The organism is Streptomyces sp. MJM8645 (genome assembly GCF_001625365.1).
In the GTDB taxonomy this organism is placed as follows: Bacteria; Actinomycetota; Actinomycetes; order Streptomycetales; family Streptomycetaceae; genus Kitasatospora.
The window spans coordinates 6273901-6300790 of the sequence record NZ_LJJF01000001.1 but is presented as its reverse complement, the minus strand read 5'-3'; the positions used below and the strand labels follow the sequence as shown (position 1 = coordinate 6300790).

At 72.0% G+C, this 26890-nt stretch carries 22 protein-coding genes and 1 riboswitch; of the genes, 12 read left to right on the top strand and 10 right to left on the bottom strand.

What is annotated here, in order from left to right:
• Positions 1 to 65 precede the first annotated feature (65 nt).
• Both A6F73_RS26840 and A6F73_RS26835 read left to right on the top strand, forming a co-directional pair.
• Complete coding sequence (locus tag A6F73_RS26840; protein ID WP_063350133.1) at positions 66 to 1580, top strand: MFS transporter; 1515 nt, start codon at positions 66 to 68, stop codon at positions 1578 to 1580.
• A 260-nt stretch (positions 1581 to 1840) separates the two neighbouring features.
• Positions 1841 to 2419 carry a TetR family transcriptional regulator gene (locus A6F73_RS26835; RefSeq protein ID WP_244293512.1) on the top strand — a complete coding sequence of 193 codons (579 nt, stop codon included), beginning with the start codon at positions 1841 to 1843 and terminating at the stop codon, positions 2417 to 2419.
• Between the two features lie 102 nt (positions 2420 to 2521).
• On the opposite strand, the gene A6F73_RS26830 is transcribed toward A6F73_RS26835, so the two are convergent.
• On the bottom strand, positions 2522 to 3388 hold the full coding sequence (locus A6F73_RS26830; RefSeq protein ID WP_063350131.1) for a helix-turn-helix transcriptional regulator: 867 nt from the start codon (positions 3386 to 3388) through the stop codon (positions 2522 to 2524).
• 418 nt (positions 3389 to 3806) lie between these two features.
• Between A6F73_RS26830 and A6F73_RS26825 the strand changes: the two genes are divergently transcribed.
• A complete protein-coding gene (locus A6F73_RS26825) occupies positions 3807 to 4328 on the top strand; it encodes an ATP-binding protein (protein WP_244293511.1) in 522 nt (173 codons plus the stop codon).
• 379 nt (positions 4329 to 4707) lie between these two features.
• On the opposite strand, the gene A6F73_RS26820 is transcribed toward A6F73_RS26825, so the two are convergent.
• Positions 4708 to 4971, bottom strand: coding sequence for a DUF397 domain-containing protein (locus A6F73_RS26820; protein WP_063350130.1), 264 nt, complete (start codon positions 4969 to 4971; stop codon positions 4708 to 4710).
• A 559-nt stretch (positions 4972 to 5530) separates the two neighbouring features.
• Here A6F73_RS26820 and A6F73_RS26815 point away from each other — a divergent pair.
• The 3 genes from A6F73_RS26815 (at position 5531) to A6F73_RS26805 (ending at position 8893) form a co-directional block, all read left to right on the top strand.
• Positions 5531 to 6508, top strand: a complete 978-nt coding sequence (locus tag A6F73_RS26815; RefSeq protein ID WP_063350129.1) for a hypothetical protein — start codon at positions 5531 to 5533, stop codon at positions 6506 to 6508.
• Positions 6509 to 6938: 430 nt separating this feature from the next.
• A riboswitch (cyclic di-AMP (ydaO/yuaA leader) is annotated at positions 6939 to 7099 on the top strand.
• Positions 7086 to 8477 carry a transglycosylase family protein gene (locus A6F73_RS26810; protein WP_159398550.1) on the top strand — a complete coding sequence of 464 codons (1392 nt, stop codon included), beginning with the start codon at positions 7086 to 7088 and terminating at the stop codon, positions 8475 to 8477. Its footprint overlaps the riboswitch before it by 14 nt.
• Positions 8478 to 8692: 215 nt before the next feature.
• Entirely contained in the window at positions 8693 to 8893 is a 201-nt protein-coding gene (locus tag A6F73_RS26805; RefSeq protein ID WP_063350127.1) for a hypothetical protein, read from the top strand.
• Between the two features lie 71 nt (positions 8894 to 8964).
• On the opposite strand, the gene A6F73_RS26800 is transcribed toward A6F73_RS26805, so the two are convergent.
• The 5 genes from A6F73_RS26800 to A6F73_RS26780 all read right to left on the bottom strand — a co-directional run bounded on the left by A6F73_RS26800 (position 8965) and on the right by A6F73_RS26780 (position 15117).
• A complete protein-coding gene (locus A6F73_RS26800) occupies positions 8965 to 9984 on the bottom strand; it encodes a LacI family DNA-binding transcriptional regulator (protein WP_208869121.1) in 1020 nt (339 codons plus the stop codon).
• A gap of 25 nt (positions 9985 to 10009) precedes the next feature.
• Positions 10010 to 11728, bottom strand: a complete 1719-nt coding sequence (locus tag A6F73_RS26795) for a glycoside hydrolase family 13 protein (RefSeq protein WP_079136041.1) — start codon at positions 11726 to 11728, stop codon at positions 10010 to 10012.
• A 37-nt stretch (positions 11729 to 11765) separates the two neighbouring features.
• Complete coding sequence (locus tag A6F73_RS26790) at positions 11766 to 12671, bottom strand: carbohydrate ABC transporter permease (RefSeq protein ID WP_063350125.1); 906 nt, start codon at positions 12669 to 12671, stop codon at positions 11766 to 11768.
• Positions 12672 to 12711: 40 nt separating this feature from the next.
• Positions 12712 to 13713, bottom strand: coding sequence for a sugar ABC transporter permease (locus tag A6F73_RS26785; RefSeq protein WP_063350124.1), 1002 nt, complete (start codon positions 13711 to 13713; stop codon positions 12712 to 12714).
• Between the two features lie 126 nt (positions 13714 to 13839).
• Entirely contained in the window at positions 13840 to 15117 is a 1278-nt protein-coding gene (locus A6F73_RS26780; RefSeq protein ID WP_063350123.1) for an extracellular solute-binding protein, read from the bottom strand.
• Positions 15118 to 15426: 309 nt separating this feature from the next.
• Here A6F73_RS26780 and A6F73_RS26775 point away from each other — a divergent pair, with 309 nt between their 5' ends.
• Positions 15427 to 16050, top strand: coding sequence for a GNAT family N-acetyltransferase (locus tag A6F73_RS26775; protein ID WP_079136040.1), 624 nt, complete (start codon positions 15427 to 15429; stop codon positions 16048 to 16050).
• Here A6F73_RS26775 and A6F73_RS26770 read toward each other — a convergent pair.
• Positions 16043 to 17107: an aldose epimerase family protein gene (locus tag A6F73_RS26770; RefSeq protein ID WP_079136039.1), complete on the bottom strand. Its 1065-nt coding sequence runs from the start codon at positions 17105 to 17107 to the stop codon at positions 16043 to 16045. The two genes, A6F73_RS26775 and A6F73_RS26770, sit on opposite strands and share 8 nt — an antisense overlap.
• A gap of 230 nt (positions 17108 to 17337) precedes the next feature.
• Positions 17338 to 20349 (bottom strand): tetratricopeptide repeat protein, encoded by a 3012-nt coding sequence (locus tag A6F73_RS26765; protein WP_079136038.1) that lies wholly within the window; start codon positions 20347 to 20349, stop codon positions 17338 to 17340.
• A gap of 323 nt (positions 20350 to 20672) precedes the next feature.
• Here A6F73_RS26765 and A6F73_RS26760 point away from each other — a divergent pair, with 323 nt between their 5' ends.
• The 3 genes from A6F73_RS26760 to A6F73_RS26750 all read left to right on the top strand — a co-directional run bounded on the left by A6F73_RS26760 (position 20673) and on the right by A6F73_RS26750 (position 24017).
• A complete protein-coding gene (locus tag A6F73_RS26760; protein WP_063350121.1) occupies positions 20673 to 21620 on the top strand; it encodes a hypothetical protein in 948 nt (315 codons plus the stop codon).
• Positions 21621 to 21887: 267 nt separating this feature from the next.
• Positions 21888 to 23411, top strand: a complete 1524-nt coding sequence (locus tag A6F73_RS26755) for an aldehyde dehydrogenase family protein (protein ID WP_063350120.1) — start codon at positions 21888 to 21890, stop codon at positions 23409 to 23411.
• 282 nt (positions 23412 to 23693) lie between these two features.
• A complete protein-coding gene (locus A6F73_RS26750) occupies positions 23694 to 24017 on the top strand; it encodes a nuclear transport factor 2 family protein (RefSeq protein ID WP_063350119.1) in 324 nt (107 codons plus the stop codon).
• Between the two features lie 22 nt (positions 24018 to 24039).
• On the opposite strand, the gene A6F73_RS26745 is transcribed toward A6F73_RS26750, so the two are convergent.
• Positions 24040 to 25263, bottom strand: coding sequence for a serine hydrolase domain-containing protein (locus A6F73_RS26745; RefSeq protein ID WP_063350118.1), 1224 nt, complete (start codon positions 25261 to 25263; stop codon positions 24040 to 24042).
• Between the two features lie 156 nt (positions 25264 to 25419).
• On the opposite strand from A6F73_RS26745, the gene A6F73_RS26740 reads away from it, so the two are divergent.
• Entirely contained in the window at positions 25420 to 25929 is a 510-nt protein-coding gene (locus A6F73_RS26740; protein ID WP_063350117.1) for an NUDIX domain-containing protein, read from the top strand.
• Positions 25930 to 25962: 33 nt separating this feature from the next.
• Entirely contained in the window at positions 25963 to 26856 is an 894-nt protein-coding gene (locus A6F73_RS26735) for a TetR/AcrR family transcriptional regulator (protein ID WP_079136037.1), read from the top strand.
• Positions 26857 to 26890 lie beyond the last annotated feature (34 nt).

Genomic DNA, 26890 nt, shown 5'->3' with positions numbered 1-26890 from the left:
CGTAAAATTATGTGTTCACATCTTATTCATTTGCATTGAATGCACGCGCATGTACTGTCCTCCCCATGACCACCGCGACCGCCACGTCACCCGACGCCCCGTCAACCAGCGGGCTGAGCTGGACACCCCGCCTCTGGGGCACCCTGATCGTGCTCTGCGCCGCCATGTTCCTGGACGCCCTGGACGTCTCCATGGTCGGCGTCGCCCTCCCGTCCATCGGCTCCGAGCTGCACCTCTCCACCTCCGCCCTGCAATGGGTGGTCTCCGGCTACGTGCTCGGCTACGGCGGCCTGCTGCTGCTCGGCGGCCGCGCCGCCGACCTGCTCGGCCGCCGCCGGGTCTTCCTGGTCGCCCTGGGCGTCTTCGCCGCCGCCTCGCTGCTCGGCGGCCTGGTCGACGACGGCGGGCTGCTGATCGCCGCCCGCTTCCTCAAGGGCGTCAGCGCCGCCTTCACCGCCCCGGCCGGCCTGTCGATCATCACCACGACCTTCGCCGAGGGCCCCGCCCGCAACCGGGCGCTGTCGATCTACACCACCTGCGGCGCCAGCGGCTTCTCGCTCGGCCTGGTGCTCAGCGGGCTGCTCACCTCCGTCGGCTGGCGCTGGACGTTCCTGATGCCCGTCCCGGTCGCGCTGCTCGCCCTGTTCTTCGCGGTCCGGCTGCTCCCCCGCCCTACCGAGGAACGCGCCAAGGGCGGCTACGACGTGCTGGGCGCGATCACCGGCACCGCGACCGTGCTGCTGCTGGTGTTCACCGCCACCGAGGCGCAGGGCGCCGGCTGGCTGAGCCTGCGCACCGTCGGCTCGCTGGTCGTGGTCGCCGCACTGGCCGCCGCCTTCCTGCTGGTCGAGAGCCGCACCGCCCACCCACTGGTCCGGCTCGGCATCTTCCGCAACGGCTCGGTCGCCCGGGCCAACGTGATCGCCTTCGCCATGGCCGGCGCGTACGGCGGGTTCCAGTTCGTCGTCACCCTCTACCTGCAGCACCTGCTGGGCTGGTCGGCGCTGCAGATGGCCCTCGGGCTGCTGCCGGCCGGCGCCTTCATCGCGCTCTCGGCACCGTTCATGGGCCCGATCGTGGACCGCTTCGGCACCGGCCGGCTGCTGCCGATCGGCCTGCTGGCCCTGGTCGGCGCGTTCGCGCTGTTCCTGCGGCTGGACGAGCACAGCTCGTACGTGGGTCTGGTCCTGCCCTCGATGCTGCTGCTCGGCGTGGGCTTCGCGCTGGCCTTCCCCTCGGTGAACATCGCCGCCACCGACGGCGTGGGCGACGACGAGCAGGGCCTGGCCTCCGGCCTGGTCAACACCGCGATCCAGGTCGGCACAGCGGTGGTCCTGGCCGGCGCGACCGCGATGATCACCGCCGGCAGTGCCGGCGGTGACAGCCCGCAGGCGCAGCTGGACGGCTACCGGCCGGCCCTGGTGTTCGTCGCGGCGGTCGCGCTGTTCGGCCTGCTGATCGCCGCGGTGGGCGCCCTGGTCGACCGGCGGCGGAAGTCGGCTCCCGCGCCGGTGCCGGACTACGATTACCCCTCGGTCGGGTCGAGCGCGGCGCGGACCGAAGTCCTGACCAACCGCTGACCGTCGACCGCCACCCGGGCCGGCCCCCGGCCCCCGCCGTCGGACAATGGCGCCGGCTCCACCAAACCCCCGTTTTGGTGGAGCCGGCCGTCTTCGTACCGGGCGCCCGAGCGGCGCCCACCGGCGCGCGGTTTCACGGTGCGACTACCGGCTCCGCCAGTATATTGGCCCGGAGCCAACGAACGTTCGGAGCAGACACGATGGCACCTCGCGGGGATTCGGTCAATGAGGAGATGCGGCAACGCTCCCGTCGGCGCATCATGCGAGCCACCGTCGAACTGGTCGACCGGCACGGATACGCGGGCACCACGCTGACCGACATCGCCGAGCGGGCCGGGCTCGCGCGCGGCCTGCTCTCGTACTACTTCGACGGGAAACGGCTGCTGATGCAGTCCGCAACGCACCGGATGATGCACCAGTCGCTCTCCGGCGCGCTCGCCGAGCTGACCCCGGACGCCACACCGGCGGCCCGGCTGGCCCGCGCGATCGACGCGGTCCTCACCCTCGCCCTGGAGCATCCGCGGGTGATGCGCTCGCACCTCGCGCTGATCCTGGACCCGGACTCCGGCGCCTTCGTCCAGGACCCGGAGCAGCAGCAGCTCGGCGCCATCCTCCAGGGCCTGCTGCTCGACTGGGGCGCACCGGACCCGGCCGCCGAGCACGCGGTGCTGCGCAGCGCGCTGATGGGCGGCTGCATCGGGGTGCTGCTGCCGGGCGCCGAACTCCCGCTGGCGCTGATCCGGGCCGACCTGTTCCGCCGCTACGACCTGCCCTGGGAGTTGGGCACCCCGCCGCAGGCACTGCCGCCGGAACGCGAACGGCCGCCGGCCCGCGGCTGACGGCGGGTGGATGGCGGCTCGGTGCCCGGGCGACCGATCGCGGGCCGCCGGACCCGTACGCTCTGCTGAGAGCTCCCCTCAGCACTCCTCTCAGTGCTCCTCTCAGCGCTCCTTGAGGATCGAGGCCAGCAGGTCCACGGTCCGCTCGGGCGTGAGGCTGTCCACGCAGAGCCGCTCCATGACCTGGATGTACGCGTCGACGTCGTCCCGCTTGTCGAGGTACAGCGCGCTGGTGAGCTGCTCCAGGTAGACGACGTCCGCGAGGTCCTGTTCAGGGAAGCGCAGGATCGTGAACGCCCCGGACTCCCCCGCGTGCGCGCCGAATCGGAACGGCATCACCTGGATCACGACGTTGGCCTGCTCGGCGACGTCGATCAGGTACTGCACCTGGCCGCGCATCACCTTGGGCCCGCCGACGGGGCGGCGCAGCGCGGCCTCGTCGATCACGGCCCACAGCCGCGGGCTGGCGCCCTCGGTCAGCAGCTTCTGGCGACGCAGGCGAAGGCTGACCCGCCGTTCGATCTCCTCCTCGCTGACGACCGGCCGACTCTGTCCGAAAACCGCCCGTGCGTACTCCTCGGACTGCAGCAGTCCGGGGATGAACTGCACCTCGTAGGTGCGGATCAGCTGGGCGGCCTCCTCCAGGCCGACGTAGGTCTGGAACCAGCCCGGCAGCACGTCGTTGAAGCTGTGCCACCAGCCGGACTTGTTGGCCTCGCGGACCAGCCCGAGCAGTGCCTCCCGCTCCAGGCCGTCGTCCACGCCGTAGAGGCTGAGCAGGTCGGCGACGTCGCGTTCCTTGAAGCTGACGCGGCCGAGTTCCATGCGGCTGATCTTGGACTCGGAGGCCCTGATCGCGTAGCCGGCGTCCTCGCGCGTGATGCCGCGCGTCTCACGCAGGCGACGCAGCTGAGACCCGAGGAGGATCCGGCGGACCATCGAGCCGCCGCCCGGCTGAACTGTGGTCATGCGGTCGAAACCTCCACCTAGGGCAAACAGCGCACAGTCTGCCATCAGTTGAGCGCTCACGGTGCCGATACTGACGGATGTTCCTATCAGTTCCACACTCCACACACCAGGATGCACGTGCATCCGGCGCTTGCATATGCCAATAGTGCGACTGCACGTGAATCGACTCTTGCATCTGCAGTGAGCGCACACCACCATGGTGCACGTGCACCTGCACATCCCTGGCAATCCCGCGGGCTCCGCGTCGACCCCACGCGCGACTCCGTGCACCGACCCGGCAGCGTTCCCCCGCGCCACCGGGGGATCGTGTGCGCGCGCGCTGGTCGAGGGGGCGGCCGAGCGGCCGAGCGAGTCGGAGGTGACCGGCATGACCCCGGCGGGTCCAGCCGTGTCCGCCCCCTTATGGGAGGAGCTCTTCATGAGCACCGGTACGGCTTTGGCGGTTGACCCCCATGTGGTCACCTGTACGCTCGCTCCTCGCTTCGAAGCCGTCAGAACCGCGCGCGACTTCGCCAGAACCTCTCTTCAGCGCTGGGGCCTGATGGAGCTGTTCGACGACGTCGCGCTGGTGGCCTCGGAGCTGGTGACCAACGCACTGCGGCATGCGATCGGCGCACGACCCGACCCTGCGGGTGGCGCCCAGGGCGAGTACGACTTTCCCATACAGCCGACCCCCGAGGGCCGGCTGCCGATCCGAATAAGCCTGGTCCACCGCTCTCCCCAGGTGGTCTGCGCGGTGAGCGACCCGAGCTGCATCGGCCCGGTCGCCCGGGAGGCGGACTTCGTCGCCGAGTCCGGCCGCGGACTGCACCTGGTGGAGTCCTTCAGCCGCTCCTGGGGTTGGCACCCGCTGGGCAGCGGCAAGGTGGTCTGGGCCCTGTTCGAGGCGGAGCCGGCCACCGGTTCCGAACTCGGTGGACGGCACCGGCGCTCGGCCTAGCGCCAGGCGGCGCGCGGCCGGCCGAGGGAGGCCCCGGGAGGACCGCACCCCGGGCTCCGCGGGGCGGCTCGACGGGCCTGGCGCAGGTGCGCCACGGGCTCCGGCTCAGTCCTCAGGACGATTCCCACGACGATTGCCGGGTCGGCCCCCCGGACGAGCCGGCCGGACTGACGGCCGGGCACCCCGGCGGCCCGCCCCCCGTCCACGTCCGGGCCCCCAACCGTGCGCGGGACCACCCGCCGCGCCTGCGCGCGGTCGGCCGCGAGAGCGCCCGTCGGGAGAACGCCCGTCGCGTGGCCCCGGACCGGCCCCGGACAAGACAAAGGCCGTCGCGGTGTCAGCACCCACGACGGCCCCCCGATGGCAGGACGGCGGCCGGTCAGACCGCCAGGTGGTCGAACTCCCCGTCCTTGGCCCCCAGCAGCAGGGCGGCGATCTCGGCCCGGGTGTAGATGAGCGCCGGCCCTTCCGGGAAGCGCGAGTTGCGCATCGCCACATCGCCCCCCGGCAGGGCCGCGAACTCGACGCAGTTCCCCTGGGAGTTGCTGTGCAGGCTCTTCTGCCAGAGAACCCCCTTGAGGTCGGCGGCCGCCATCCCGTTGTAGGTGTCGTACGAGCCGTGCGTGTCCTGCGAGTCGTGCATAGAAATCTCCCGAAGAGCTCCGGAGTGGTCGTCCAGCGCGGCGCTCCCGGCACCCGCCGAACGAACGGACCGGCCCCGTACCGGCCCGGCACAACGCCTCACTTGACGCGATGATAGCTGCTGTGCACGTGCATCAGCACGGGACATTGCAGGTGCACGAGGCCTTTCACCGGCAGTTCCGAACTCTTCACGGGCCCTTCTCCTGACGGTACGTAAACGGACATAGCCGAGTGAATCGCCAGATTCTCGATAACCGGCCGTGAGCGGTTCCCCGCTGAATGTTGATCTTCAGACGCCCGGAGTCGCGCTGCCGTGACGCTCCGTCAGGCGACCTCCCGGCTGTGAGACATCTCACGCGCCACACAGGCAACTCGACGCCCCGTCGGACACGTCAGGGCTACGAGCGGTGATCGCTCGAAGGCTGGGTGAGATATGTCCGGATTGCGGGCAAACCGCCCGGACGGACACGGCGGGAACGCGGCGCACCCGCCATGACCACGTGAAACTCGAACGGCAGCCGAATGCAGGCCTGACGGGCCGATGTCCTACGATCTCCGGCATGAGCACCGCAGCCATCCCGGGCGCGCCACTGCCCGTCCGCACTCCAGGCTCCCGTGCGCGGGGGCGCCACCGCCGCCCCGAGCGCCCCGAGATCCCGGCCGGCTCCCCGGCCCTGGTGCTCGCCGTGCCCGCGACCGCCGGGCCCGAGTCCCGCTCGGTCGTCGAGGAGCTGCTGTCGATCGTCCGCAGCGAGCAGAGCGGCATCCAGACCGCCGTCGGCTACCTCCCGGGCGAAGCCGCCCAGGGGGTCGACAGTGACGACCGCACCGTCGCCGAACTGCTGGCCATGGCCGCCGAGGCGGGCCTGCCCGCGCCGGTCCTGGTGCCGCTGGTACCCGGCCCGCACGGATTCCTGACCGAACTTCACGCCCTCGCCGCGGAGTACGGAGCCCCCGTCACCGACGTGCTCGGCCCGCACCCGCTGCTCGCCGAGGCCGTGCACGTGCGCCTGTCCGAGGCCGGCCTGGCACGCGCCGACCGGGCCCGGCTGTTCGCCATCGCGACCGCCGCGGACGGCGTCGTGCTGACCACCGTCGGCGGCGAGGAGGCCGCTGCCGCGGCCGGCATCACCGGTGTCCTGCTGGCGGCCCGGCTGGCCGTCCCGGTCGTGCCCGCCGCGCTCGACGTGCCGGGCTCGGTCGCCGCGGCCGTCAACCACCTCAAGGAGACCGGCTCCCAGCGCCCGGCGCTGGCCCCGCTGGTGATCGGGCCGGAGGCCGACTCCGAACTGCTCGCCACGGCCGCCGAGGAGACCGGCTGCCCGTCCGCGGCGCCGCTGGGCGCCTACCCGACGGTCGGCCAGCTGATCGCCGCCACCTACCTGGCCGCGCTGCCGGCACCCTCCCCCGAGGCCCTGGCGCAGGCCGAGGCCGAGGCGGCGGAGACCGCCGAGGGCGCGCACGCCGACCACTCCGGCCGGGGCGGTCACGCCGCCCACGCCGCTCGCACCGCCACCGAGGAGTCGGCCGGCCAGTAGCGGTCACCGCACTCGTGAAGGGCCCGGAACGGCTACGTTCCGGGCCCTTCCTGCTTGTCCCGTAAGGGAGTTAAAGGGCGAATAGGTGCGATGTCCGTTCTATCCGCATTTGTTCGCCGTCGCTCGATCCATCCCCCGACGGCCACAGTGTGGACGCACCTCCTTCTCGGCGGGCGGCCCCCGTGGGACCCGACCCGCCGTCACCCGCCTCCTGAAGCACAGACAGTTGTGCACGCCCTTCGCGGCATTGCCGGAAATCGGCCATTTTCGATCATGGCGAGCGAGGGGAACGACCGTTCTCGCCAAACCGTGATGCACGTCACAGGTGTTTGCAGTTTGAACTTAAGTCTGCTTAACGTGCTCCCCGTTCGTGGCCACACGAACCCAGTTCATCCGCGACGCCGAGTCCTGCCGTCGGATGTCCTGGCAGCGCGAAAACGCACCACGGCAGGAGCGGGGGACCCACAGGTAAGTCGCCCCGGACCGTTCCCCGGAACGATCCAGGGCTAGGGGTGAAGCCGCGCCCACAGCGCGGCCGGGCAACTCCAGCCCGAATCCGACAGCTCACCTCGCAGGCGTGGGAGAGGACTGCGTCTTCATGCTGCCCACCAACGGCACCCGTCTGTCCAGTCGTACCCGACGCGTGATCGCCGCCATCGGCGTCGCGGGCGTCGGCCTCACCATCCCCTGCCTCACCTCCGGCACCGCCTCCGCCGCCTCCGTCGCCACCTGGGACAAGGTCGCCCAGTGCGAGAGCACCGGCAACTGGAGCATCAACACCGGCAACGGCTTCTACGGCGGCCTGCAGTTCACCTCCAGCACCTGGGCCGCCTTCGGCGGCACCGCGTACGCCCCCCAGGCCAACCAGGCCACCAAGGACCAGCAGATCGCCGTCGCCGAGAAGGTCCTCGCCTCGCAGGGCCCCGGCGCCTGGCCGGTGTGCTCGGTCCAGGCCGGCCTGACCAAGGGCGGCGCCGCGGCTGCCGTCGACACCTCGGCCGGCTCGACCACCGGCTCGGCTGCCAGCTCGACCGCCACCAAGCCCGCCGCGAAGCCGGCCACCCCGGCCGCCAAGCCCGCGCAGAGCCAGGCCCCGGCCACCCCGGCCGCGAAGCCCGCCAAGCCGGCCGCACCGGCCCAGGACCAGGCACAGGCCCCCGCCGACTCCGCCAACGGCACCTCGGCGCAGAAGGGCCAGAACCAGGCCCAGAACAGCGCCCAGCCCCAGGGCGACGACTACACCGTCGCCTCCGGCGACTGGCTGTCCTCGATCGCCGACAAGCACAACCTCCAAGGCGGCTGGCAGCGGCTGTACGAGCTCAACCGCGGCACCCTGACCGAGGGTCCGGACACCATCTACCCGGGCCAGCGCCTCTCGTTCAAGGACGGCGGCCAGGCCCAGCAGTCGGCTCAGACCGACCAGTCCGGCTCGGACTTCACCTGGTTCGACCGCTCGCAGAAGTCCGGCCAGACCTCCAACGGCGCCGCCGTGAACGCCAAGCCGACCGCCCAGCCGCAGGCCCCGGCCCCGACCTCGACCCCGGCCGCCAAGCCGGCTTCCAAGCCGGCCGCCCAGGCGCAGACCCCCGCTCAGGCCCCGGCCGCCACCGGCAGCATGGCCGCCGCGGTCTCCTTCGCCCAGTCGAAGGTCGGCCAGGCGTACGTCTACGGCGGTACCGGCAACGGCGGTTGGGACTGCTCCGGCCTGACCCAGGCCGCGCTGCGCGCCGCGGGTGTCTCCGTCCCGCGCGTCGCCGCCGACCAGGCCGCCGCCAGCACCCGCGTCTCGCTGGACAGCCTGCAGGCGGGCGACCTGCTGTTCTGGTCCAACAACGGCCAGAACTCCGGCGTCTACCACGTCGCGATCTACATCGGCGGCGGCCAGTACGTCGAGGCCGCCAACCCGAGCTCGGGCGTGCGCCTGCAGACCGTCGCCAACTGGGCGCCGGACTTCGCCGGCCGGGGCTGAGCACGACCCGCGGGTGACAGCTGACAACTGACGGCTGACAGATAACAGATAACAGATTTCATCATCTGTTATCTGTCAGCCGCCGCCCGCCCCGGCGGTCGCCCGGCGCCGTAGGAAGGCCGCCGGCAGGCCGCCGGGCAGGACCGCCCGGGGCCATGGTCAAAGCCCGCCCCCAGCGGGCATGCTGCTGCTCCGGCACCCGAGGAGGAGTCACCATGGCCCAGGTCACCGTCACACTCGACGCCAACCTCGCGATCGACGCGATGATGCTCTCCGGCACCAAGAACCCGCAGGACGCCGTCGAACTCGTCCTGCGCGACTACCTGGCCCGCGGCCGCCGCACCGAGACCCGCACCGGCGACGCCACCGACGGCCAACGGCTCACCGAGAGCCGCCCCACGGACCACGAGGGCTGACCCGGCACCCGGGCGGCACGCAACGGGCCCCGGAGAGCAACAGCTCTCCGGGGCCCGTCCGTTGACCGTCCTCAGCGCGCGCAGGCCCCCGTGGAGCCACGCATGACCAGCTCCGGCTGGAACATGAACTCCCCGCGCTGGACCGCGTTCCCGCCGACCTCCTCCAGCAGCGCGTCCACCGCCGCGGTCGCCATCGCCTCGACCGGCTGGCGGATCGTGGTCAGCGGCGGCTCGGTGAAGGCGATCAGCGGCGAGTCGTCGAAGCCGACCACCGAGACGTCGTGCGGCACCGACAGTCCACGCTGCCGCACCGCCCGGATCGCCCCGAGCGCCATCATGTCGCTGCCGCAGACGATCGCCGTGCAGCCCTTGTCCAGCAGTGCGCCGGCCGCCGCGTGCCCGCCCTCCACGCTGAACAGCGTGTGGTGGACGAGTTCCTCGGCCTCCTCCTGGCTCCGTCCCAGCACCTCGCGCATCGCCGCCGTGAAGCCCTCGATCTTGCGCAGCACCGGCACGTACCGCCGCTGCCCGACGGCCAGCCCGATCCGCTCGTGCCCGAGTTCGGCCAGGTGCTGGACGGCCATCCACATCGCGGCCCGGTCGTCCGGCGAGATGAACGGCGCGTCGATCCGCTCGCTGTAGCCGTTGATCAGCACGAACGGCACCCCGCGCCCGGTCAGCCGGGCGTAGCGGTCGTGGTCGGCGGTGGAGTCGGCGTGCAGCCCGGAGACGAAGACGATGCCCGCCACACCCCGGTCGACCAGCATCTCGACCAGTTCGTCCTCGGTGGACCCGCCCGGCGTCTGGGTGCACAGCACCGGGGTGTACCCGTGCCGGCTGAGCACCTGCTCGATCACCTGGGCCAGTGCGGGGAAGATCGGGTTGCTCAGCTCCGGCGTGATCAGCCCGATCAGGCCGGCGCTGCGCTGGCGCAGACGGGTCGGCCGCTCGTAGCCGAGCACGTCGAGCGCCGCCAGCACGGTCTGCCGGGTGGCGGCGGAGACGTTCGCCTTGCCGTTGAGTACGCGGGAGACGGTGGCTTCGCTGACCCCCGCCTGCGCCGCGATGTCTGAGAGTCGCGCCGTAGTCACGGTCCCAGAGCCTATTGCAACCACGTCAGACCGCCCACCAGCCGGTGCTGTCCGGCGCGAGCACCGTCTCGCCGCCGTCGACCACCAGCTCCACCGAGGAGAGCAGCAGCTTTCCGGGCGCCGCTATCCGGACCGGCTCGTCCGTGGCGTTGACGGTGCAGACGAAGGAGCCGCGGCGGAACGTCAGGGTCCCCTCGGGGCCCTCCAGCCACTCCACGGCCGTCCCGGCGCCGAGGTCGTCCTGGGAACGGCGGACGGCGAGCGCGCTGCGGTACAGCTCCAGGGTGGACGCCGGGTCTCCGGTCTGCGCCTCGACGCTCAGCGCGGCCCACTCGGCCGGCTGCGGCAGCCAGGACGGCCCGCCGGCGACCGGGCCGAAGCCGTACGGGGCCTCGGTGCCGGACCACGGGATCGGGACGCGGCAGCCGTCGCGGTAGCCGTCCTGCCCGGCCTTGCGGAAGAACGACGGGTCCTGGCGGACCTCGTCCGGCAGGTCGGTGACGTCCGGGAGGCCGAGTTCCTCGCCCTGGTAGATGTACGCGGAGCCGGGCAGCGCGAGCATCAGCAGGGTGGCGGCGCGGGCGCGGCGCAGGCCGAGCTCGCGGTCGCCGGGGGTGCGGATCTGGGTGCCGAGGCCGGGCGGGTTGGCGAAGCGGGTGGCATGCCGGGTGACGTCGTGGTTGGACAGCACCCAGGTGGTGGGGGCGTCGACCGGGCGCATCGAGTCGAGCGAGACGTCGATCACCTCGCGCAGCGCGGCCGCGTCCCAACCGGTGCCCAGGTACTGGAAGTTGAAGGCCTGGTGCAGCTCGTCGGGGCGCACGTAGTTGGCGGTGCGCTGGACGGTCGGGGTCCAGGCCTCGGCGACGCCGATCCGCTGGCCCGGGTACTCGTCGAGGATCTTGCGCCAGCTGCGGTAGATCTCGTGCACGCCGTCCTGGTCGAAGAACGGCATGACGTCGTTGCCGAGCAGCTTGAGCTGGTCCGCGCCGCCGAGGTCGGGCAGGCCGGGGGCCTTCACCAGGCCGTGGGCGACGTCGATGCGGAAGCCGTCGACACCCATGTCGAGCCAGAACCGCAGGATCGAGCGGAACTCGTCGGCGACTGCCCGGTTCTCCCAGTTGAAGTCGGGCTGCTCGGGGGCGAACAGGTGCAGGTACCAGTCGCCGGGGGTGCCGTCCGGGTTCTCGCTGCGGGTCCAGGCCGGGCCGCCGAAGATGGACTCCCAGTCGTTGGGCGGCAGTTCGCCGTTCTCGCCCTTGCCGGGACGGAAGTGGTACCGCTCGCGCAGCGGGGACTCGGGGCCCTCGCGCAGGGCGCGCTGGAACCACTCGTGCTGGTCCGAGGAGTGGTTGGGGACGAGGTCGACGATGATCCGCAGCCCCAGCTGGTGGGCGTCCCGGATGAGCGCGTCGGCGTCCAGCAGGCTGCCGAACATCGGGTCCACTGCGCGGTAGTCGGCGACGTCGTAGCCCGCGTCCGCCTGCGGCGAGGCGTAGAACGGCGAGAGCCAGACCGCGTCCACGCCGAGGTCGCGCAGGTACGGCAGGCGGCTGCGGATGCCGGGCAGGTCGCCCATGCCGTCGCCGTTGGAGTCGGCGAAGCTGCGCGGGTACACCTGGTAGATGACCGCGTCCCGCCACCAGCCTCTGGAGGCGCCGCCAGTCACAGGAGCCGGGGTGACCGCCTCGTGGGCGGCGGCGTCGGCGGCAGGCCGGGAGGTGTCGGCCAGGTTCTGGGTCATGGACGGTATCCCTTGGGGACTAGAGGAGCGAGGAGCGTTACGACTTGGAGGCACCGGCGGTCAGACCGGTGACCAGGTGGCGCTGCACCAGGTAGAAGAAGGCTGCCGACGGGATCGCGATCAGCACGGCGGTCGCGGCCATCAGGTTCCACTGGGCGTCGTGCTCGCTGACGAAGGTCTGCAGGCCCACGGCCAGCGTGTACTTGTCGGAGCTGAGCATGAAGGTGGAGGCGAACGGCACCTCGGCCCAGTAGGTGAGGAAGGAGTAGAAGGCGGCCACCGCCAGGCCCGGGCGGGCGAGCGGCAGCACCAGCCGCCAGAAGGTGCCGAACGGGCTGAGCCCGTCGACCCGGCCGGCCTCGTCGATCTCCACCGGGATGGTGTCGAAGTAGCCCTTCAGCAGCCAGGCGCAGTACGGCACGGTGGTGGTCGAGTAGACCAGGATCAGGCCCAGGTAGCTGTCCAGCAGGCCGAGGTCGGAGAGCATCGTGTACATCGGCACGATCAGCACCGCGATCGGGAACATCTGGGTGACCAGCAGCGACCACATCAGCGGCCGGTGGCCGGGGAAGCGCATCCGGGAGACGGCGTAGCCGGTGGTGGCGGCGACCAGGACGCCGAACACGGTGGTGACGCCGGAGACCAGGAGGGCGTTGCCGAACCAGGTGAAGAAGTCCGTGTCGAACAGCACGTGGTGGTAGTTCGACAGCGTGAGCTTGTCGAGGATCGCGCCGGGGTGGAGGTAGTCGGTCTTGTCCGGGCCGAGCGAGACGAAGAGGATCCACGCCACCGGGAACAGCGCGATCAGGCCGGCCACGATCAGGGTGCCGTGGGACAGCGCCCTGACCAGCGGGCTGCTCTCGCCGCGCCGGCGGGCCTTGGCCGGCCGGGCGGCCGGGGCCACGGCCGCCGCGGGGGTGGGGAGTTCGGTGGTGGTGCTCATCGGGGGTACCTGCCTTCGTGGGTCAACTGGGTCCGGGGCCTCAGCCGTTGGCCTGCTCGTTGCGGGCGAGCCAGCGCCGGTAGAAGGCGGTGAAGACGATCAGGATGGACAGCAGGATCACGCCGTAGGCGGCGGACTGCGCGTAGTCCCGGGGGATCTGGCCGAAGCCGAGGCGGTAGGCCCAGGTGACCAGCAGCTGGGCGTCGGGCGCACCGGTGCCGAAGAGCAGGAAGATGACGTTGAACTGGTTGAACGTCCAGATCACGCCGAGCAGGACGACGGTGGAGGAGACGGCCCGCAGCCCGGGCAGGGTGACGTACCGGAAGCGCTGCCACGGCGTGGCGCCGTCCATCTCGGCGGCCTCGTACAGCTCGGCCGGGATCGACTGCAGGCCGCCGAGCAGCGAGATCATCATGAACGGCACGCCGGCCCAGGTGTTGACCAGGATCGCGGCGGACTTCTGCGCCCACGGGTCGGTGAGCCAACCGGGTTCGGGCAGGTGGAGGAAGCCGAGCATGCTGTTGACGACACCGCCGTCGGACAGCATCAGTCGCCAGGAGAAGACGGTGACGAAGGTCGGCACGGCCCAGGGCAGGATGAGCAGCATCCGGTAGACGGCGCGGCCGCGCAGCTTCTTGTTGAGCAGCAGGGCGAGGCCCAGGCCGAGGGTGTAGTGCAGGAAGACGCAGATGGCCGTCCAGGCGATGGTCCAGACGAAGTGGGACCAGAAGCGGTCGTACGAGCCGGGGCCCCACAGGATGTCGGCGTAGTTGTGGAAGCCGACGAAGTTGTAGCTGGCCGGGATCTCGTTGACGCCGATCTTGCGGGCGACGTTGAGGCTGTTGGCGTCGGTCAGGGTGAGCCAGAGGCCCTGGACCAGCGGGTAGAGCACCAGGGCACCGAGGACCAGCACCACGGGGGCGATCATCGCGTAGGCGTACCAGTGCTTGGCGTAGGAGCGCTTGACGCGTTCCAGCAGGCCCGGACGCTGCTCGCGCTCCGGGCTGCCCTTGCCGGTGGCGCCCTGCACGGCGACTGACATCGATTGACACCTTCTCGGGGGGAAGTCTCGGGGAGAGCGGGTCCGGCCGCCGGGCCCGCCGGGTGGCCGCCGCCGCTCCAGCCGGACAGGGCCTGGAGCGGCGGCGGCCCGGACGGCCGACGGCGACTACTTGGCGAAGCCCGGCAGCAGCTTGGCGTAGTCGGTGGCGACGGTGTTCAGCGCGTCCTGGGTGCCGGTGCCCTGGACGGCCTTGCCCAGGTTGGTGCCGAGCGAGGAGAACAGCGAGCTGTACTCGGGCAGTTCGGGGCGCGGCTTGGCGCTGCCGAGGACGGCCTGGAAGCCGGCGATGCCGGGGTCGGCCTTGACGTCGGCGGTGAAGGCGTCGGAGCGGGTCGGCAGGGTGGAGTTCTTCTGCGCGATGAAGGCCTGGCTCTCCGCCGAGGTCATGAAGGCGGCGAACTTCTCGGCGGCGGCCTTGTGGGCCTGGTCGGCACCGGCGTAGACGGAGATGTTGTGCCCGCCGGTGGGCGCACCGGACTTGCCGCTGGAGCCCGCCGGGACGGGCGCGATGCCGAGGTTGTTCTTGTCGGCGAACGCGGCGCCCTTGTAGATGTTGGTGATCTCCCACGGGCCCTGGACGATGGCCGCGACCTTGCCGTTGTTGAAGGCGTCCATCATGTGCGCGTAGGCGTCGGTGGTGACGTCGGCCTTGGCCATGCCGGGCGCGGTGAACATCGTCTTGTAGGTCTCGATGGCCTTGACGGCCTCCGGCGAGGTGACGGTGATCTTCTTGCCGGCGGCGTCGACGGTGTCGGTGCCCTCGCCGAACAGGAACGGCATCGCGTAGTAGCCGTCCGCGGCCTTCAGCCAGAAGCCGTCGACACCGGCCTTGTCCTTGAGCGCGGCGGCGTCGGTCTTCAGCTCGTCCCAGGTCTTGGGGGCGTCGGTGATGCCGGCCTTGGCGAACAGCTCCTTGTTGTAGAGCAGGCCCAGGGTGTCGGTGACCAGCGGCACGCCGTACAGCTTGCCGTCGAACTTGGCCTGCTGGATCAGGCTGGGCTGGAAGGCGGAGGTGTCGGCGACGGCCGGGGTGCCGTCGAGCGGCTCCAGGTAGCCGGCCTTGGCGAAGGCGGCGGTCCAGCCGACCTCGGAGCGGAACACGTCCGGAGCGCCCTTGGCCCCCATGGCGGTCTGGAGCTTGTTCTGCGCCTGGTCGAACGGGACGTTGACGAAGTCGACCTTGACGTTCGGGTTGGCGGCCTCGAACTTCTTGACCAGCTCCTGGTAGTTCGGCGCCTCGTTGGTGGCGTTCGAGGTGTCCCAGTAGGTGAGGGTGACCGGCCCGTCGGCCTTGCCGTTTGAGCTGGAGCCGCTGCTGCCACAGGCAGCCATCGAGACCGCGAGGGCCACAACGAGGGCAGAGGCCGCGATGCCACGCCGCATGAGAACTCCTTGGGAGGGTGGGGGTGCCCGAGATCTTCGGAGACAGGCGCATAATGGCTGCCTCGTGCCGACTGCACCGTTGCTGCCGTCGGGCTCGGAAGGAAGTTAACAGCGGTGCAATAGCGACGGAAAGTCCTTGCAGCAAGTTTCTGCAAGAAACAGCGATCGTTACGCCCACGTGTCCTGGACGTAGCCGCACGGTAGTTGACAGTGCGACCAAATGTCCGGGTTCGCCCGCTTCGAGCCGGTACCGGATGGCCGAGAGCACCACCATCCCTGGCCGAAAACCGCTTGCAGCAGACTGAACGCATGCGTATCAGAGCCGCCATGAGGGACGAACTGCCGCTGCTGTGCGAACTGGAGCGGGCCGCCGGGGCCCCCTTCGCCGCGATCGGCATGCCGGAGATCGCCGACGACGAACCACCGGCCCCGCACGAGCTGGCCCACTACCTGGACGCGGGCATCGCCCTGGTCGCCGTCCCCGACGCGACCGACCTGCCCCACGGAACCGACCTGCCCCAGCAACCCGGTCCTGGTCCCGGTCCGATCGCCGGCTACCTGCTCGCCGAGCCGGTGGACGGCGCCCTGCACATCGAGCAGGTGTCGGTCCACCCCGACCACGCCCGCCGGGGCATCGGCCGGGCGCTGATCGAACACCTCGCGGCCGGCACCGACGCCCCCGCGCTCACCCTCACCACCTTCGCCGACGTCCCCTGGAACGCCCCCTACTACGCCCGCTGCGGCTTCCGCCCGCTCGCCGACCACGAGCTCACCCCGGGCCTGCGGGAGATCCGCCGCAAGGAGGCCGAGCACGGTCTCGACCGCTGGCCCCGGCTCTGCATGCGCCGGGACCTCGCACGGGACCTCGCGCGGGACCTCCAGCAGGACCTCACGCAGAACCTCACCCCGGACGTGCCCGGAGCGCTCAGCTGACGCCCAGCCGCAGCACGGTGATCGAGCGGAACTCCTCCCCCGGCCGCAGCACGGTGCTCGGGAACGCCGGGTGGTTCGGGGAGTCCGGGAAGTGCTGGGTCTCCAGCGCGATCCCGGCGAACGGCCCGTACGGGACGCCGCTCGCGCCGGTGACCGCCCCCTGGAACTTGTTGGCCGTGTAGACCTGGACGCCCGGCTCGGTGGTCAGCACCTCCAGGGTGCGCCCGCTGACCGGGTCCTCCAGCAACGCCGCCCGGGCCGGGCCGCCGTCGGCCGGCCGGGCCCGGAGCACCCAGTTGTGGTCGTAGCCGCCGGGCCCGGCCAGCTGCGGGTGGTCGTCGTGCACCGACTTGCCGATCGGCGTGGCCACCGTGAAGTCGAACGGCGTGCCGGCCACCGGCTCGGTCCGCCCGTACGGGATCTGCCGCTCGTCGGCCGGGGTGTAGGCGTCGGCGTCGAGGGTGAGCAGGTGGCCGAGGACATCGCCGTTCCCTTCACCCGCAAGGTTGAAGTAGGCGTGGTTGGTCAGGTTGACCACGGTCGGCTTGCTGGTGACGGCGCGGTAGGCGATCACCAGCTCGCCGGCCGGGTCCAGGGTGTAGGAGACGGTGATGTCCAGCGCACCGGGGAAGCCCTGGTCGCCGTCCGGGCTGTGCAACCGCAGCCGCACCCCGCCCTCGATCCGCTCGGCCTCCCAGATCCGCTGCGCGAAGCCGTCCGGCCCGCCGTGGATGGTGATGCCGCCGCCGGTCGGGGCGAGCGGGTGCTCCTCGCCGTCGATGGTGACCCTGGAACCGTCGATCCGGTTGGCGTACCGGCCGACCACGGTGCCGTAGTGCCGGGCCGGGCCGAGGATCTGCGTCAGCTGGTCGGTGGAGAGCAGCAGTTGGGCGGGGCGCCCGGCGCGGTCCGGGCCGGTGAGGGTGTGCAGGGTGGCGCCGAGGGTGAGCACGCTCGCCTCGTACGGGCCGGCGGAGAGCGTCCAACGCTCGATCGCGGCGCCCGCGCCCGAGGGGTCGAGGGGTTCGTGCCGCACGCTGGTGGCCTCGCTCGCCATGGCCTGCTCCTCACTGGCGGTCGCGGGGTGCCGTGACCGCCCCGGTTCCGGGTCCGTCCAGGGGGTCGCCGCGGCGCCCCCACGTCTGCGTCAGCCTAGGGCGTGTCTGACAATTCGCGCCCGGCGGGAATCGTCAGACACGCCCTGACGACGGCGACCGCCCCGGGAGCGCTCCCGTGCCTCCGCGCGCCGCCCGGGCACCCGCCGCCCACGCCCCCTGCCACCGCGGGCTACGCCTCCTCGGGCTCCGCCCCCGGCCGGGCGGCCCCGCGCGGCTGCGTCGGCAGCCCGAGGGCGGAGGCCAGGCCGTCCGGCCCGCTGCCCGCCTTGCGGTAGACCGCGGCCAGTCGGCGGTTGACCAGGCTGAGGTGCACGCCGAGCTCGTCGGCGATGCGCTGCGGCGGCACGCCCTGCACCGCGAGGTTGGCGACCTCCCACTCGGGCTGGCTGAGCGTCTCCCGGAAGTCGCGCAGCCCCAGCCGGTTGGGCCGCAGGCCGTAGTTGGCCAGCTCCCGCCGCGCCTGGTCGACCAGCCCCTCGGCCGAGCAGTGCTGGGCCAGCTCGATGCCCTGGTACAGGTACTCCTGCGCGTCCTCCAGCCGCCCGACCCGGCGCAGCGCGGCGCCGAGGTCGACCAGCGCGACGGCGTGCTCGTACCCGGCCGGCGACTGGCCGAGGTACATCACGGCCTGCTCCAGCAGCTCGACCGCCTGCTGGCCGTCCTCGATCTGGGCGTTCAGCCGCAGCGCGGTGCCGATCGCCGAGGCGGTGCCGAAGGTGCGGGCGTCCTGGACGGCCTTCTGGGCGTACTCGCGGGCGCGGTCGGGCTCGTCGGCCGCGATCGCGATGGCGAGGTGGCCGGCCCAGGGCGCCCAGACGGTGTTGTGCCAGCCGCGGGCCTCCAGTTGGGCGCCGGCCTCGGTGAGTGCGGCGGCCGCCCCGGCGTAGCGCTTCTTGGCGATCAGCAGCTTGCCGTACAGCGAGGGCGCGTCGGGCAGCACCATCGCGGTCGTGTGGTACGGCGGGTGGAAGCCGAACTCGACGGCGAGTTCCCAGGCCTCCTCGGTCCGGCCGCGGGCGAGCAGGGTGTCCACCAGGACGCCGACGGCGTCCCAGGCGAGCGGCAGCTTGGGGCCGATCCGCTCGGACAGTCGCAGCGCGCGGCGCAGGAAGTCCTCGGCCTCGGCGAGCAGGCCGCGGCGGAAGCGGGCGAGGCCCATCAGGAAGTACGCGAAGCCCCGGTGGGCACCGCTCCACCCGGCGACCTCGAACTGGATGATGGCGTCCGCGAACAGCCGCTCGGCCTGGGCGATGCGGTCGTTGTAGGTGTAGGTGAGGCCGAGCATGGAGGGCAGTTCGAAGCCCCAGGTGCTGTCGGTCCAGCCGAGTCCCTTGGGCAGGCGGCCGGCGTCGAGGACGGCGTCGGCGTAGGTCAGCGCCTCGGCGGAGGGGGCGCCGCGCAGGGTGAGGTCCCAGGCGCGCATCGCGAGGACGGCCCGGTCGGCGGCGTCGCGGGTGCTGAGGCCGTCACACATGAGGCCGAGCCGGGTGGATCGGCCGGGCCCGTCGTCCTCGGACTTGCGGAAGGCGTGCCACATGAACGAGGCGGCCTGGAGCCGGAGTCGGCCGGCCGGGTCGGCGGTCTGCTCGGCCTCGTCCTGGCAGACCACCGCGGCCTGGCGCAGTTCGCCGCTGTGTGCGAGCACCTCGGAGAGCCGGAAGGTGGCGTCGACCCGCAGTTCGGGGCGCAGCGGCCCCTCGTCGGGGTCGAGGGCGAGCTTGAGCTGGTTGACGGTGGCGACGGGGTCGGTGAGCAGGGCGGAGCAGCCCAGTTCGTACAGCACCTCGGCGCGGATGTCGTCGGCCGGGGGTTCGTTGAGGGCGCGGTGCAGGCAGCGCTGGGCGGCTTCGGGGGCGCCGATCAGCAGGTGTTCGACGGCGGCCCGGCGCAGTTTGCGGACGGTCTTGTCGTCGCCCTCGCCGGAGAAGGTCTCGACGAGGTGGCGGGAGGCGGCGAGCAGGCCGAGTCCGGCGTTCTCGATCTCGGCGGCGGCGACGCCGTGCATGCCGGTGCGGGTGGCCTCCGGCATGGTGTTGTAGATCGAGCTGCCGATCAGCGGGTGGACGAACTCCAGGTTGCCGTTGGGGGTCTGGGTGAGCACGCGCTGCTTGCGCAGCTGCTTGATGGCGTCGCGGGCGCCCTCGGTGGTCTGGGCGCAGATCCGGGTGGCGAGGTCGACCCGGATGTCGGTGCCGAGCATCGCGCAGGCCCAGGCGAAGCGCAGGGTGCCGGAGCCGAGCCGGTCGATCCAGCTCTTGAGGGTCATTCCGGTGGCGTCGACGGCGAGTTCGCGCAGTTGCTGGGAGTTCTCCTCGACCGGTTCGAGGTCCTGGTCGCGGACCTGGTCGAGCAGGGCGACGGCTTCGAAGGGGTTGCCGTTGACGACGTTCCAGAACTCGTAGCAGAAGGCGTCCTCGGCCTTGTCGCCGAGTTCGGCGCGGATCATGTCGGTGACGGAGACCAGCGAGAGCCGGTTGAGTTCGTGCTTGCTGGTGGCGAGGCCGAGGACGGCCTTGCGGTGCTGCTGGATCTCGGTCGGCCAGTCGTTCTCGTCCTCGCGGAAGGCGAAGACGAGCAGGACGGGTAGTTCGCGGGAGCGGACGGCGAACTGGGTGAGCCAGGAGAGCGACTCGTGGTCGCCCCAGTGCAGGTCGTCGACGATCATGACCAGCGGGGCCCGGCGCGGCGCGAGTTGGGTGAGGACGTAGTCGAGGCCGTCGCGCACGCCCTGGGGGTCGAGGCGGCGGGCGCCGGCCTTGGGCCGCTTGAGGCCCATGGCCGGTCCGACGACCTCCTCCCAGGTGCCCATGACCTGGCGGAACTCGTCGGGCTGCAGGCTGGTGAGGAGGGGCTGGAGGAGCTGGCGCAGCACGTGGTAGGGCTCGTTGAACTGGCGTTCGCCGCCGCGGGCGAACAGCACCGTGGCGCGGTTGCGGAGATTGGCGACCCGTCGGACCTCGTGCAGCAGGCTGGTCTTTCCGATGCCGGGGCGGCCGGAGAAGGCGAGCAGTTCGCCGATCTCGGTGCCGCCGGCCGCGAATTCGCAGCAGAGTTTGTCGACGGCCGTTTCGACGGAGCGAAGTTCGGCGTCGCGGTCGCGCAGCCTGACCCTCGGCGAGGTGCTGTCGCCGTCCCGGCCGGAACCTGATCCCGTCCGAAGTTCGTTGTCCTGCTCGGTCACCGTCGTGCCTCCGCCTCGCCACTCGCGTCACAGCCCGTGTCGCTGCTCGCATCACTGCCCGTGGAGCCGAGGTTAGCGCTGCGTGGCACTCGCTGTGGGGCATTCGCGCAGGCTGGGGCGGACGGTGAGGGTTCGGACGCCTTGCCAAGGGCAATTGCCCTATACCCCTAACGTCCGATCATTACATCAGATACCCTACGGCCCGCGAGGCGAAGATGATCTTTCGCTATCACCCTCTCCCCGGAAGCCTCGCCGCGTCAACTCCCCCCACACCCAACGTTCGAATCACTAGTACCCCCACCCTTCGCCGCACCGGGAGTCCGATGTCTGACGACACCTCACTTCAGATTCCGTTCCCGCACCGTCGCAGCCCGCACGGACCGCAGGCCACCGCGCTGCACCGTGACTGGCTGGTCCGCCACCCGCTGCTCCCCGACGTCGACCACCCCGGGTACGCCCACTGGGACGTGGTCGACCTCGCCGCCCTCGGCTACCCCGACACCGGCCCGGACGAACTCTCCCTCGCCGCCGACCTGATGGGCTTCTACTTCCTCTTCGACGACCAGTTCGACGGCCCGCTCGGCCGCCGCCCGACGGAGGTCGCCCCCATCTGCGAGCGGCTGATCGCCGTCCTGCACGGAGCCCGCCCCGACCAGGACTCGCCGGTCGAGACCGCCTTCGCCGACCTCTGGGACCGCAGCGTGCGCGGCATGCCCGCCCGCTGGCAGGCCCGCGCCGCGTACAACTGGGAGTGGTACCTGGCCAGTCACCCCGCCGAGGCCGCCGGCCGCATCTCCACCCGGCCACCCGACCGCGACGGCTACCTGGTGCTCAGACGAGGCACCGCGGCGATGGAGACCATCTTCGACATGGTCGAACGCCTCGGCCAGTTCGAGGTGCCCGCCGCCGTCCTGCACCACCCGGTGCTGCGTCAACTGCGCCAGCTGGCAGCCGACATCCCCTCGCTCAGCAACGACGTCCGGTCGTTCCCGCTGGAGGCCCCGCGCGGCGACGTCAACAACCTGGTGATGATCGTCCAGCGCGAGCGCCGCTGCTCGGCCGAGGAGGCCTGCGCGGTGGTGCTGGAGGAGGCGCAGCTGATGGTCGAGCGGTGCCGGGACCTGCACGGCCGACTGCCGGACGTCTACCGGGAGTTGGGGCTCTCCCGGGTCGAACGGACGATCGCCCAGCGGTACGCGGACGGGCTGGTCACCTGGCTCGCCGGCTACCTGCACTGGGAGTCCCGCACCGGCCGGTACCACGCGGTCTGACACCGTCCCGGACGGAGCGCGGAGACATGGTGCGCGCCCCGCGCGACCGCCGGAACGCGCAACCCTCCGTACGGGCCGGGCGCACGGACCGTAGCCGCGCCCGCGCCGGGCGGCTATCGTGCTCGACGGCGGACGCCCCGGCGGGCGTCCGCCCGGAATTGCGTGTCCACACCCTCCCGCCGGGCCGCCCCGCGCCGGGCGCGGCCCGGCGCGCCGCCCCGCCACCCGGTCCGGGCGGCGCCCGACGTCGCGAGGAGACACCAGAGCATGACGGTCTACCAGCCCCCCGGCACGCCCGGCAGCATCGTCGCCTACCGCTCCCGGTACGAGCACTGGATCGGCGGCGGCTGGACCCCGCCGGTGCGCGGCGAGTACTTCGGCGACCCGACCCCGGTCACCGGCGAGGTGTTCACCGAAGTCGCCCGCGGCACCGCCGAGGACATCGAGGCCGCGCTGGACGCGGCCCACGCCGCCGCCCCCGGCTGGGGCCGCACCCCGCCCGCCGAGCGGGCCCAGGCGCTGCTGCGGATCGCCGACCGGATGGAGGCGAACCTGGAGCGGCTGGCCGTCGCGGAGAGCTGGGAGAACGGCAAGCCGGTGCGCGAGACGCTGGCCGCCGACCTCCCGCTCGCGGTCGACCACCTGCGCTACTTCGCGGGCGCGCTGCGCGCCCAGGAGGGCGGCCTGTCCCAGCTGGACGAGGACACCGTGGCGTACCACTTCCACGAGCCGCTGGGCGTGGTCGGCCAGATCATCCCGTGGAACTTCCCGATCCTGATGGCGATCTGGAAGCTCGCCCCGGCGCTCGCGGCCGGCAACGCGGTGGTGCTCAAGCCCGCCGAGCAGACCCCGGCCTCGGTGCTGCTGTGGGCCGAGCTGACCGCCGACCTGCTGCCGCCCGGCGTGGTCAACATCGTCACCGGCTTCGGCGAGGAGGCCGGCGCCCCGCTGGCCTCCAGCAACCGCATCCGCAAGATCGCCTTCACCGGCGAGACCACCACCGGCCGGCTGATCGCCCGCTACGCCAGCGACAACCTGATCCCGGTCTCGCTGGAACTCGGCGGCAAGAGCCCCAACCTGTTCTTCGCGGACGTCGCCGACGCCTCGGACGCCTTCTACGACAAGGCGGTCGAGGGCTTCGCGATGTTCGCCCTCAACCAGGGCGAGGTGTGCACCTGCCCCAGCCGGGCGCTGATCCAGTCCTCGGTCTACGAGCGGCTGCTCGCCGACGGCCTGGAGCGGGTGCGCGCGATGCGCCAGGGCGACCCGCTGGACACCGAGACCCAGGTCGGCGCCCAGGCCAGCGCCGAACAGCTGAAGAAGATCCTCTCCTACTTCGAGATCGGCCAGGCCGAGGGCGCCAAGCTGCTGGCCGGCGGCGAGCGGGCCGACCTCGGCGGCGCCCTGGCCGGCGGGTACTACGTGACGCCGACGGTGTTCGAGGGCGTCAACAGCATGCGGGTCTTCCAGGAGGAGATCTTCGGCCCGGTCGTCTCGGTCACCCGCTTCGAGGACTTCGCCGAGGCGATCACCCTCGCCAACGACACCCAGTACGGGCTCGGCGCGGGCGTCTGGACCCGCAACCTCAACACCGCCCACCGCGCCGGGCGCGCCATCCAGGCCGGCCGGGTGTGGACCAACTGCTTCCACGCCTACCCCGCCCACGCGGCCTTCGGCGGCTACAAGAACTCCGGCATCGGCCGGGAGAACCACAAGGCGCTGCTGGAGCACTACCAGCAGACCAAGAACCTGCTGGTCAGCTACTCCCCGGACGCGGTGGGCCTCTTCTAGCCGGGCCGCGGCCCGCACGGAACGCGGAACCAGGAACCAGGAACCAGGTAAACACGGAGCGGGAGGCCGGTCCCGGCCTCCCGCTCCGCCGCCACTCCCCGTGGCCGCACCGCGAACGCCCGTTGGGACGTCCACGCTGCGCAACCCTCCGTAGGGCAAAACGCCCATTTCGGGATCTAAGCACATGAATGCGCGATTTTCTCGACGCGCCGCCGACATGCCCGAACACACCCGGCGAACGCCGTAGACAGGACTCCCCGTCCCTCACCCCCGGGAGTCCCGATGACCATCTCCCCCGCCAAGCTCTCCGACCCCACCGTGCGCGCCTTCGTCGCCGCGGTCAACGCGGGCGACCGCGACGCCTTCCTGGCCACCCTCACCCCGGACGCGACCATGTCCGACGACGGCTCCGACCGCGACCTGCCCCAGTGGATCGACAAGGAGATCTTCACCGTCCGCGGCCGGATGGACGTCCAGACCGAATCGGACGGCGGCCACGCGCTGATCGCCAACTTCACCAACGACACCTGGGGCGAGATGCGCACCGCCTGGCGCTTCACCTTCACCGGCCCGAAGATCACCCGCTTCGAGACCGGCCAGGCCTGACGGCTCGGGACCGCGCCCGCCGCTACCCGGACAGCCCCAGGCACCCCCGCACCGCACGGATCAGGTTGCGCGAGCGAATGTCGCCGGTGACGCCCGGCTGCATGCCGTTGGTGACGTAGCCGAAGCCCAGCCCGAGCTCCGGGTCGGCGAAGCCCAGCGAGCCGCCCCGGCCGGGGTGGCCGAAGCTCGCCGGGGAGGCCATCGGCGCGGTCGGGCCGTGCCGCCAAAAGCCCAGGCCGAAAGTGGAGTTGACGATCAGCACCCGGTCCGGTCCGCTCACCTCGGGCCCGACCGCGCGGGTCAGCACCCCGGGCCCGAGCAGCGGCGGCAGCAGCGCGCCGGAGCCGTCCGGGCGGTCGGCGGCGCCGATCAGCGCCGCGTAGAACCGGGCCAGCGAGCGGGCGGTGCCGATGCCTCCCGCGCCGGGGATCTCGGCGGCCTGCACCGCCGGGTCGTTGAGGTCCACCCCGGGGCGCACCGAGGCGAAGGACCGCGCGGTCAGCGAGGCCGGGTCCTGGTAGGCGTCCCGGACGGACTGCTTGGGCCGCAGCCGCAGACCGCTCGGCCCGGTCCGGGCCGCCTCCGGGGCGGGCAGGTCGACCAGCCGGCCGACCCTCGGCGCGGCCCCGGCCGGCAGCCCGATCCACAGGTCCAGCCCGAGCGGCCGGGCGATCTCCTCGGCGAAGTACTGGCCGATCGTGCGCCCGCTCACCCGCCGCACCACCTCGCCGACCAGCCAGCCGAAGGTGTACGGGTGGTAGCCGTGCGCGGTGCCCGGCTCCCAGGCGGGCGCCTGCGCGGCCACCGCGGCCACCGCGCGCTCCCAGGTGAGCACGTCCTCCAGCCGCAGCGGCACGTCCAGCGCGGGCACCCCGGCCTGGTGCGACAGCAGCCAGCGCACCGGCACCCCGCCCTTGCCGGCCTGCGCGAACTCGGGCCAGTAGGAGGCCACCGGGGCGTCCAGGTCGAGCAGGCCGCGCTCGGCCAGCAGCAGCGCGGTGGTCGCGGTCAGGCCCTTGGTGACCGAGCGCAGCACCTGGGCGGTGTCCGCCGTCCAGGGCACCGCCGGCGCGGGCCGCCCGCCGACCTCGGGCCGGGCGTCACCGCCCCACAGGTCGACCACCTTGCGACCGCGCACGTACAGCGCGAAGGCCGCGCCCAGTTCGCCGTACTCGTGGAAGTTCCGCGCGAAGGCCTCCCGTACGGGCTCGAACCCCTCGGCCGTCTCGCCCCAGATCTCCACCACCGCGCGCCACCCTCAGCCTGTCCGGTTCCTGCGTTCCCGCCCGCATCCAATCGCGCACGAATCACATGCGGATCACATGCGGATCACATGCGAATCGAGCTCGGATCGCACTCGAAAAGCGTTCGAAGCGGGCCCCGAAACCCTAACCTGTCCGTCATGACCAACCCTGCCGAAGAACTGCTGGACGTCGTCGACGAGCACGACCGGGTGATCGGGACGGCGCTGCGCGGGGAGGTGTACCGGCAGGGGCTCACCCACCGGTGCGTCTTCATCCTGGTCCGCGACCCGGCCGGGCGGATCTTCGTCCACCGCCGCACCGACACCAAGCTGTTCGCCCCCGGCGCGTACGACATGTTCGTCGGCGGCGTGGTCGGCTCCGGCGAGACGTACGCCGAGGCCGCCGTCCGCGAGGCCGAGGAGGAGCTCGGCGTGCACGGGATCACCCCGCGCCCGCTCTTCAAGTTCCTCTTCCGGCAGGACCGGCTCTCCTGGTGGAGCGACATGTACGAGGCCGAGTGGGACGGCCCGGTCCAGCCGCAGGAGTCCGAGGTCGCCTGGCACGCCTGGCTCACCCCGGCCGAGCTCGCCGACCGCCTCGCCCGCGACCACTTCGTCCCCGACGGCCGCGAGGCCTACCGCCGCTACCTGGACCTCCACGCCGCATAGGCCCCGCCCCGGACGGCGGATAGGGTGGCGCGCATGGCCTCCCGTACGCCGTCGCCGACGGCCGCCCGCGCTGCACGGACCCCCGCCCCGGAGCAGGCCCCGGACCGGGCGGCGGGCCGGACGCCAGGCCGGGCGGCTGCCGGTGAGCGGCCGCGCCGCAGGCTCAGCGTGGACGAGCGGCGCGAACAGCTGATCGCCGTCGCGCTGGAGCTGTTCAGCCGGCGCCCGCCCGAAGAGGTGTCGATCGACGACATCGCCGCCGCCGCGGGGGCCTCCCGGCCGCTGGTGTACCACTACTTCCCCGGCAAACAGGCGCTGTACGAGGAGTCGCTGCGGCGGGCCGGGCGGGAGCTCTCGGCGCGCTTCGAGGAGCCCGCCGACGGGCCGCTGTCCGAGCGGCTGTACCGGGTGATGGGCCGCTACCTGGACTTCGTGCAGAGCCACGGGCCCGGCTTCGCGGCGCTGCTGCGCGGCGGCTCGGTGGCGGCCAGCGCGGGCACCTCGGCGGTGATCGACGAGGTGCGGCGGGCCGCCCACGACCAGATCCTCTCCCACCTGGCGATCCCCGCGCCGAGCCCCGGGCTGCGGCTGACCGTCCGGGCCTGGATCGCCAACGCCGAGATCACCTCCCTGGAGTGGCTGGCCGAACGCTCGGTGCCGTTGGAGGACCTGCAGCTGCACCTGGTGCAGGAGTTCGTCGCCACCCTCACCCTCACCGCCGCCCGGGAACCGGCGCTCGCCGCCGAACTCGCCTCGTTCTTCGCGGACGAGCGTCCTGACGGCCCGACCGGGCGCCTGGTGCGGGAGCTCGCCGGGCTGTTCGCCGTCCCCGGGATCGCCGAGGCGGTCACCGCGCTCGCCACCGCACCGTCCGGCGAAACGTCCCCGCAGGCCACGGGCGAAACGGCCGAGGCTCCCATCGGGTGATCCGCCGGTTCGGTCCCGACAGCGGGCTCTGATA